The sequence below is a fragment of the Amycolatopsis minnesotensis genome (assembly GCF_039529815.1).
Classification (GTDB): domain Bacteria; phylum Actinomycetota; class Actinomycetes; order Mycobacteriales; family Pseudonocardiaceae; genus Amycolatopsis; species Amycolatopsis minnesotensis.
The window spans coordinates 269,089-279,421 of record NZ_BAAANN010000008.1 but is presented as its reverse complement, the minus strand read 5'-3'; the positions used below and the strand labels follow the sequence as shown (position 1 = coordinate 279,421).

Below are 10,333 nucleotides of genomic sequence, written 5' to 3'. Positions count from 1 at the left end.
ACTTCACCGACCCCAACCACAACGGCTCCACCCGACCCTGTCCATAGGTCGCCAGCAACGCCTGCGCCTCGATCGGATCCCCCAACACCGTCCCCGTGCCATGCGCCTCGACAGCGTCCACATCGGACACACCAAGGCCCGCAGTCGCCAGCGCTTGACGGATCACCCGTTCCTGCGCAAGACCGCTGGGCGCGGTCAACCCACTGCTCGCGCCGTCGGAGTTGACCGCCGAACCCCGCACCACAGCCAGCACCGGGTGCCCGTTCGCCACCGCATCGGACAACCGCTCCACCAGGACGACGCCGACGCCCTCGCCCCACCCGGTGCCGTCGGCCCCCGCGTCGAACGCGCGGCACCGGCCATCCGCCGACAACCCGCCCTGCCGCGAAAACTCCTGGAACGAGGTGGGCGTCGCCATCACCGAGGAGCCCCCCGCGATCGCGAGCGAGCACTCCCCGGTGCGCAGGGCCCGCATCGCCCAGTGCAGCGCGACCAACGACGACGAACACGCGGTATCCACCGTCACCGCGGGCCCCTCGAACCCGAACGCGTAAGCCACCCGCCCGGATAGCACCGCGGCCGCGTTCCCGGTCATGGCCATGCCGCCCTCGGCTTCGACGGACGCGAGCACGGTCATGCCGTAGTCCTGGCCGTTGGTCCCGGCGAACACCCCCGTCCGGCTTCCCCTCGCGGACCGCGGTTCGATTCCCGCCCGCTCGAACGCCTCCCAGGTGACTTCGAGCAGGATCCGCTGCTGCGGGTCCATCGCGACCGCCTCGCGCGGGCTGATCCCGAAGAACTCCGCGTCGAACCCGCCGGCGTCGTGCAGGAAGGCGCCGAGCACCGGCTCGCGGAGCTGCCAGCCGCGGTCGGCAGGCGGCTCGGAGATCGCGTCCGCACCGGATTCCAGAAGGCCCCACAAATCTTCCGGGGTCTGGACGCCACCAGGGAACCGGCAGCCCATGCCGATGATCGCGATCGGCTCGGCGGCTGCCGCCTCCAGCTCCCGCACCCGTTCACGGGCACGGCGAAGGTCACCGACCATCCGGTTGAGGTACTCCCGGAGCCGCTTGTCTTCCGCCATGCGGGTTTCACCTCGTTGTCCGGCCGGGCCGGGCTGGGGTTTCGCGGTCATGGGTCAGTGCGCACCGAACTCGTCGTCGATGAGGTCGAAGAGCTCCTCATCGGACACGGACACGTGGTCGTCGGCCGGTTTCGACGTCCGCCAGGCACCGGCGAGAACGTCCAGCTTCGCGACGATCGCCTCGCGCTGCGCCGTGGCCAGTGCCGGGAGCACTTCCTCCAGGCGGTCCAGCTCGGCGAGCCCGGCGACGGCGTCCTTCTCCCCCAGTTCGTCGACGAGGTGGCGGGCGAGCGCGACCGGCGTCGAGTGGTAGAAGGCGACCGTGGTCGGCAGTTCGGTACCGGTGGCCGTGCTGAGCCGGTTCCGCAGCTCGACCGCGGTCAGGGAGTCGAAACCCATCTCGAGGAAGCCGCGCGCGGTGTCGATCCGGTCGGTGGGCGGGTGGCCGAGAACGGCCGCCGCCTCGGCGCACACCAGGTCGAGCGCCGCCTGCTGCCGTTCGGACGGCGCGCACTCGGCGAGCCGGTGCCGCAGTGTCTTCTCCTGTTCCGGCCGCCGCTCGACGGTGGCTTCGCGGATCAGGTCGAACATCGCGGTCCCGCGCACCGCGGCCAGCTCCCCCATCAGCAGCGGCCAGTCCACGTCCGCCACGACCGGTGTGGTTTCGCCGCGCACCAATGCCTTTTCGAGCGCCGACAGCACGAGCGCTGGTGCCATCGGCGTCAAACCCTTGCGCCCCGCGCTACCCGTCACCCGCGCGTCCGCCATACCGCCGCCTGCCCAGACGCCCCAGGCGACCGAGGTCGCGGCGAGTCCTTCGGCCGTCCGCCGGTGCGCGAGCGCGTCCAGTGCCGCGTTCGCGGCCGCGTAGTTGCTCTGGCCCGGACTCCCGAACGTGCCCGCGACCGAGGAGTAGAGCACGAACGCGTCCAGCTCGCGGCCACGGGTGAGTTCGTCCAGGTTCCTCGCACCCAGCACTTTCGCGCGCAGTACGGCGGAGAACCGGTCCGGTGTGAGCGAGTTCAGTGTGCCGTCCGCGAGTACGCCCGCGGTGTGCACGACCGTCCTCAGTGGAATGTCGGCGGTGACGCGGTCGAGCACGTCCCGGAGCGCTTCGCGGTCCGCGATGTCACAGGACTCGATCACGACCTTGGTACCGAGCGCGGTCAGGTCCGCGACGAGTTCGTCGGCGCCTTCGGCCGCGGCGCCACGTCGGCTCAGCAGTACCAGCTGTTCGGCACCCGCGGCGGCGAGCCACCGTGCCGTATGCGCCCCGGCGGCCCCGGTGCCACCGGTGACCAGCGCGGTGCCCGAGGTCCGCCAGGCACCGGGCTCGCGTTGCCCGGTGGCGCGCACCAGCCTGGCGGCGAAGGTGCCCGCGTGCCGAACGGCGAGCTGGTCCTCCGTGCCGAGCGCCGTCACCGAGGTCACGAGCCCGTCCCAGGTCCGCTCGTCCGCGACGGCCGGCAGATCCGCCAGCCCGGCCCACACCCCGGGGAGTTCCTTCGCCACCGCTCGGCCGAAGCCCCAGAACAGGGCCTGGTCCGGATCGGCGGGATCGCCCGGCCGCACCGCAACCCCGGCCCTGGTGACGCACCACACCGGCGCGCGCACCGCGGCGGCGTCCAGTTCGGACACCAGCTTCGCCAGCCGTGCGAGGGAATCGGACGGATGCGGGCCGACTTCCGCGCAGGCCAGGAAAAGCACTCCTCGGACGTCCTCGTCCCAGGAGTGGACAGCGGAGTCACTCACCAGCCGCGCCGTATGGCCCGCGCGTTCCATCGCGGCGACGCACGCGGTCGCGTCCGGGCCTGCCGCTGACCACACGAGCCACTTTCCCGGAGCGCCAAGGGAAGCATCCGGCACGGGCTGCCACGCCAGCCGGTAGGCCAAGGACTCCGCACCGGAGGAGACGGCCGTGACCGACGGTTCGGGGTCCAGCCAGTACCGCCTGCGCTGGAACGGATACACCGGCAGATCGACGCGACGGGCGCCGGACGTGGCGTACCACCGGGTCCAGTCGATCGGCACCCCGCGGGTGTGCAAGGCGGCGAGCGCGGTCACCAGCGACCGTTCCTCGTCCTCATCGCGGCGCAGGGCGGGCACCGCCGCGACCTCCGCACCAGCCGTCTCGCCTGCCGACGCGCTCAGCGCACCGCCGGGCCCCGTCTCCAGGAACGTGGTCACGCCGAGTTCGCGCGCGGCCGTCACCGCGTCGGCGAAGCGCACGGTCGCCATCACCTGCCGGACCCAGTACTCCGGCGACGTCAGCTCGTCCGCCCGCTGCCCGGTCACCGTGGAAATCACCGGGATGCGGGGTGGCGCGTAACCGATCTCCGCGGCGACGGCCCGGAACTCCGCCAGCACGGGGGTCATCAGGCCCGAATGGAACGCGTGGCTGACCCGCAGGCGCTTGGTCGCGCGGCCCCGCTCCGACCACTGGTGCGCGACCCGCTCGACGGCTTCCGCTTCACCGGAAAACACCACCGAGTCCGGCGCGTTGACCGCCGCCAGCCATACCCGGCCGCCGAGCATCGGGCGGACCTCGTCCTCGGTGGCCCGGACCGAGCTCATCGCGCCACCGGCGGGCAGGGCGGCCATCAGCCTGCCCCTGGCCGCCACCAGCCGCGCCGCGTCCTCGATCCCGAACACCCCGGCGACGTGCGCGGCCGCCAGCTCCCCGATCGAATGTCCGATGAGGACGTCCGGTACCAGGCCCCAGGACAGCAGAAGCCGCGCCAAGGCCACCTCGACCGCGAACAGCGCCGGTTGCGCGATCGCCGTGTCGTCGACCAGCGTCGCGTCTTCGCCCCACAGCACTTCCCGCACCGGCAGGTCGACGTGACGATCCAGTTCCGCGCAGAGTTCGTCGAAGGCGTCGGCGAACCCTGGGAACGCGCTGTGCAGCACGCGGCCCATGCCGAGCCGCTGCGCGCCCTGGCCGGGGAACAGCAAGCCGATCCCACCGTTTTCAGCGACAACCCCACTGGTCAGCGACGCGGCGTCGGTGCCGGCCGCGAGTGCGCGAAGCCCTGCGGCCAGTTCGTCCGGAGTGGACCCGACCACCGCGGCGCGGTGGTCGAACTGGGTGCGCGTCGTCGCCAGCGAGAACGCCAGGTCCACTGTGGAATCCGTGTTACGGTCCATTTCGGACAGCAACTCGGCGGCCTTCGCGCGCAGTGCGTGCTCGTCCTTCGCGGACAACAGCCACGGCACCACCACGGGTTCGCGCCCTTCGGCACGCTCGTCCGCGGCTTCGGCCGGAGCCTCTTCCAGCACCGCGTGCGCGTTGGTGCCGCTGAGACCGAACGACGACACCGCCGCCCGCCGCGGCCGATCCGCGGCGGCCCAGTCCCTGGCTTCGGTCAGCAGTTCCACGTCACCCTCGGCCCAGTCGACCTCCGCGGACGGACCGTGCACGTGAAGGGTGCGGGGCAGCCGCTCGTGCCGCAGCGCCAGCACCATCTTGATCACCCCGGCCACCCCGGCCGCCGCCTGCACGTGCCCGATGTTCGACTTCAGCGATCCCATCCACAGTGGACGGCCGCGGTCCCGGCCGTAGGTCGCGATCAGCGCTCGTGCTTCGATCGGGTCGCCGAGGCTCGTCCCGGTGCCGTGCGCTTCGACGACGTCCACATCGGAGCTGGCGACACCGCTGTCCATCAGCGCCCGCTCGATCACCCGGCGCTGCGCGGAGCCGTTCGGTGCGGTGAAGCCGTTGGACGCGCCGTCCGAGTTGGTGGCCGAGCCGCGCAGCAGAGCCAGTACGGGGTGGCCGTTGCGCCGGGCGTCGGAAAGGCGTTCCACCACGAGCACACCCGCGCCTTCGGCGAGGCCCACACCGTCGGCGTCGTCCGCGAACGCCTTGCACCGCCCGTCCGCCGCCAGCCCGCGCTGGCGGCTGAACTCGGTGAACACCACCGGGGTCGCGATCACCGCGACACCGCCGACGAGGGCGAGATCGCATTCGCCGGCGCGCAGCGCCTGTGCCGCGAGGTGCAGGGCGACCAGCGACGACGAGCACGCGGTGTCGACGCTCATCGTCGGCCCTTCGAGCCCGAAGGCGTACGCCAGCCTCCCGGACACCGCGGCGGCGGTGGACCCGGTGAGCAGGTACCGGTCCTGCTCGGGGGTGCTGCTCACCAGCCCGCCACCGTAGCCGTTGGAACTCACCCCGACGAAGACCCCGGACCTGCTGCCCCGCAGCCGATCCGGGTCGATACCGGCGCGCTCCACGGCTCGCCACGCCGTCTCCAGCAGCAGCCGTTGCTGGGGGTCTGTCGCGAGCGCTTCACGCGGGGAGATGCCGAAGAAATCGGCGTCGAACTCGGCGGCGTCGAGGACGAACCCGCCCTCGCGGGTGTAGCTGTGCCCGGCGCGACCGGGTTCCGGGTGGTAGAGGCCGGGGTCCCAGCCGCGATCGACGGGGAACGGGGAAATCACGTCACGTCCGTTGTCGAGGATGTCCCACAGCAGCTCCGGCGACGAAGCCCCGCCGGGGAGCCGGCAGTCCATCGACACGATGGCGAGGGGTTCCAGGCCCGCGGACGTCTCTCGGCCGTGTTCCCCGGTGGGCGCGTCGTCGCCGAACAGCTCCGTGGCGAGGTGCGCGGCCACCGCCGACGGCGTCGGATGGTCGAACAGCAAGGTGGCGGGCAACCGGAGGCCGAGGACACCGGAGAGCTGGTCCCGCAGTTCGACCGAGGTCAGCGAGTCGAATCCGAGCTCGCCGAACGCCTGGCCGGGACGCACCGCGGTGGCCGAACCGTGCCCGAGCACCACGGCGGCCCTGGCCCGGACCAGGTCGAGCAGCACGCGATCCCGCTCGCGGACGTTCAGCGAGGCGAGGTCGCGGGCGAACTCGGAGCCCGCCATCTCACGCGGGCGCCCGTCACCGGGCGCCGCGCGCAGGTTGTCGAACAACGGACTCGGCCGCGCGGACTCGAACACCGGGAGGAACCGGGGCCAGTCGACGCGCGCGAGCACGGTCGTGGTCTCGTCGCGGGCGAGCGCGTTCCCGAGCCCGGCCAGCGCGATTCCCGGGTCGAGGAACTCCAGCCCGCGACGGCGGACCAGAGCGGTGAGGTCCTCCGTGGTCCCGTCGGTGAGCTCCGGCAGGTCCCAGAGGCCCCATCCGATCGAGAGCGCCTTCGCCCCACGTGCCCGGCGCCGCGCGGCGAACGCGTCCAGGTACGCGTTCGCCGCGCAGTACGCACCGTGGTCCGCGCTGCCCCAGATCCCGGCCACCGAGGAGAACAGCACGAACGCGTCCAGGTCGTCCGGAAGCAACTCGTCGAGGTGCCGCGCGCCGAGCACCTTGGGGGCGAGACCGTCCGCGAACTCGGCGAGGTCCACCTCGCGGAGCGGGGTCAGCTCGGCGGCCAGTGCCTGGTGCACCACCGCGCGGACCGGGGTTCCTTCGGCAGCGAGCCCGTCGAGCAGCGCACGCACCGCCGCGCGGTCACCGATGTCGCAGGCGGCGACGGTCACCCTCGCGCCGAGCGCGCGGAGTTCGCCCGCCAGCTCCGCGCCACCCCCGCGACGGGACACGAGCACGAGGTGGTCCGCGCCGTGTTCGGCGAGCCAGCGGGTGACGAACGGGCCGATCTTGCCGGTCGCGCCGGTGACGAGCACCGTTCCGCGCGGAGTCCACGTCTCCGCGGCGGCGTCGGCCGAGGCGGTTTCGAGCCGTCGCGCAAGTGACGCACCCTGGCGTATCGCCACCTGGTCCTCGCGGGAACCGCCGGTGAGGACCGCGCCGAGCCTCGCGACCGCGCGTTCGCCGAACGCGCCGGGCAGGTCGACGAGCCCGCCCCACCGGCCGGGGTGTTCGAGTGCGGCCACCTGGCCGACGCCCCACACCGGTGCCTGGTCCGGCCGCGGCGGCGGATCGGCGGGCGTGGCGGCCACCGCGCCGCTCGTCGCCAGCCACACCTTCGCCGTCCAGCCGAGATCGGCCGTGGCCTGCACGAGGCACACCGCGCCCGCGGTACCGACGCTCATCGCGGGGTACCGGCTGTGCGCGTGTTCGGCCAGCGCCCACAGGGAGAGCACGCCCGCGGGTTCCGCACCGGCACCGGCCAGCCGTGCCGCCAGCACGGTTCGGTCGGTGTCCTCTTCGGACACTTCGAGCAAGACGGCGTCGCGCCCTTCGAGTGCGCGCAGGCAGGCGGTGGTGCGGGAATCCTCGGCGAGACCGGCGGGAACCAGCACAAGCCACCGGCCGGGCGCCGGTGACGACGGGCCATCGGGGATCGCCTGCCAGCCGACGCGGTAGCGCAGGCCGTCCGCGGCGGCCGAGTCCTCGGACCGCCGGCGCCACGCGGCCAGCGCGGGCAGGGCTTCGCGCAGCGGGGTGCCCGCTTCGACGCCCACCACGGCCGGGAGGTCGCCCCGTTCGACGGCGGACCAGAACCCGTCGTCGGGCACGGCCGGGCCCGGCCGCTCGGGCGCGGGCTTCGGCCAGAACCGCTCGCGCTGGAACGCGTAGGTGGGGAGATCCGCGTGGCCGGTCGCGGGCAGTGCCGCGGACCAGTCCACTCCGACCCCGCGAACGTGCGCCTCGGCGAGAGACTTGAGCAGGCGGGTACGGCCGCCCTCGTTCCGCCGGAGCGTGCCTGCCGAAACCGGGGAACTGCCGTGGTGCTCGGCGATCCGGTCGACGAGCACCGTGAGGTGGGGATGCACGCTCGGTTCGATGAAGGTGTCGAAGCCCTGGTCGAGCAGGGTCCGGACGGCGTGGTCGAACCGGACGGTCTGCCGCAGGTTGCGGTACCAGTACTCCGGGGTCAGCGACCGGGTGTCGATCGGCTCCCCGGTCACGGTCGAGCAGAACACCGTCTCCGCCGTCCTCGGCACGATACCGTCCATAATGGACAGAAGCTCATCCCGGATGGACTCCACCTGCGGTGAGTGCGAGGCGAAACCCGAGCGGATCCGGCCGATCTTGATCCCGTCCGCCTCGGCGGCCCCGGTGAACTCGGCAACGGCCTCGGGATCACCCGCGACCGCCACCGCGGCCGGGCCGTTCAACGCCGCAACCGCCAGCCGGTCGCCCCACCGCGCCATCCGCGCGCGGACGTCGTCCTCCGGCAGCGGCACCGAGATCATCGCGCCCCGGCCGGAAAGCCGCGCGGCCAGTACCCGGCTCCGCAGCGCGACCACGCGGGCGGCATCCGGCAGCGACAGCGCGCCCGCCACGCACGCGGCGGCGATCTCGCCCTGCGAATGACCCAGTACGGCGGAGGGAACCACACCGTGGGCGCGCCACACCTCGGCAAGCGACACCATCATCGCGAACAGCGCGGGCTGGATCACGTCCACGCGCTCCAGAGGCGCCGCGCCGGCGTCCCCGCGCAGCACCGGCACCAGTGACCAGTCCAGGTGCGGTGCGAACGCCTCGGCGCAGGATTCCACCGTCGACCGGAAGACCGGCGAGGACTCGAGCAACCCGGCGCCCATGCCCCGCCACTGCCCGCCCGCCCCGGGGAACACCAGCGCGATCCGGCCCAGCGTCCTCGCGGTCCCTTCGACGATGTACGGGCTCGGTTCCCCCGCGGCCGCGGTGTCCAGCCCGTCGAGCAGTTGCCCGCGGTCATCACCCACCACGACCAGCCGGCGGGCGAACGACGTCCGCGTCGTGGCCAGCGCACGGCCGATCGAGGCCGGGGTGAGGTCCGGGTTCGCGCGGGCGTGCGCGGCCAGCCGGGCCGCCTGCTGCACCAGTGCGCTCCGGCTGTGCCCCGAGACGACCCACGGGATCGCGCCGTGCGGTTCGGCAGGCAGCCCGGCCTCCGGCGCGGGCGCCTGTTCGAGGATCACGTGCGCGTTGGTCCCGCTCATCCCGAACGACGAGACGCCCGCGCGACGGGGCTGTCCGCGATCGGGCCACGCCGTCGCCTCCTGGACCAGCGCGACGCCACCGGTTTCCCACTCCACCCCCGGCAACAACGCCGAGGTGTGCAGGGTCTTCGGCAGCACGCCGTGCCGCATCGCCAGCACGATCTTCATCACCCCGGCCACCCCGGCCGCGGCCTGGGTGTGCCCGAGGTTCGACTTGACCGCGCCGAGCAGCACCGGCTTGCCCGGCTCCCGCCCTCGGCCGTAGGTCGCCAGCAGGGAGCCCGCCTCGATCGAGTCGCCGAGCACGGTGCCCGTGCCGTGTGCCTCCACCACGTCCACGTCCGATGTGGACAGTCCACTGGCGGCGAGCGCGCCGAGCACGACCTTGCGCTGGGACGGGCCGCTCGGCGCGGTCAGCCCGTTGCTGGCCCCGTCGGAGTTCACCGCCGAACCGCGGATCACCGCGAGCACCGGGTGCCCGTTGCGCTGCGCGTCCGACAGGCGTTCGAGGGTGAGGACACCGACGCCCTCGCCCCACCCCGTCCCGTCGGCGTCCGCCGCGAACGGCTTGCAACGGCCGTCGGGCGCCAACGCGCGCTGCCGGGAGAACTCGACGAAGACCTCGGGAGTGGACAGCAGGGTGGCGCCACCCGCCAGCGCCAGCGAGCACTCGCCGAGCCGGAGTGCCTGGCACGCCAGGTGGAGCGCGACCAGCGACGCCGAACAGGCGGTGTCCACGGTGAGCGAGGGGCCTTCCAGCCCGAGGCAGTAGGAAAGGCGGCCGGATGCGACACTGGCCGCCCTGCCCACGCCGAGGTAGCCGCCGAGGTCCTCGTCCGTGCGCGCCTGCACGGCGCCGTATTCCCCGCCGCTGACCCCGGCGAACACACCGGTCGCGCTCCCGCGGAGGGCACGGGGGTCGATACCGCCCCGTTCGACCGCCTCCCAGGCGACTTCGAGCAGCATCCGCTGCTGGGGGTCCATCGCGGTGGCTTCGCGCGGGGAGATGCCGAAGAACTCGGCGTCGAACTCGGAGATCCCGTCGACGAACGCGCCCTCGCGGGCATAACTGGTGCCGGGGTGCCCCGGCTCGGTGTGGAACAGGGTCGCCAGGTCCCAGCCCCGGTCGGCCGGGAAGGAGGTCACCACGTCGGCTTCGCCGGTGAGGAGCTCCCACAGCTCGTCGGGGGTGCGCACCCCGCCGGGAAACCGGCAGGCCATCCCGGTCACGGCGATCGGTTCGGCGGCCGAGGACTCGGCCTCGTGCAGCCGCTGCCGGGTCTGCCGCAGCTCGGTGACCACCCTGGTCAGGTAGTCGCGAAGCTTCTGCTCCTCAGACGACACAGCGCATTCCCCATTCCCCTGGTCGAGGTGCCGACGCACTACGCCCCCGAAACCCTTTCAGTG

2 protein-coding genes are annotated in these 10,333 nt (G+C 73.0%); both read right to left on the bottom strand.

All coding sequences use genetic code 11. The features are described 5' to 3' along the window. The coding region (locus ABD256_RS12725) for a beta-ketoacyl synthase N-terminal-like domain-containing protein (RefSeq protein WP_425546440.1) at positions 1-1,135 on the bottom strand (1,135 nt) is incomplete at its 3' end. A gap of 3 nt (positions 1,136-1,138) precedes the next feature. Next, on the bottom strand, positions 1,139-10,270 hold the full coding sequence (locus ABD256_RS12720; protein ID WP_344417129.1) for a type I polyketide synthase: 9,132 nt from the start codon (positions 10,268-10,270) through the stop codon (positions 1,139-1,141). Between the last annotated feature and the right edge of the window lie 63 nt (positions 10,271-10,333).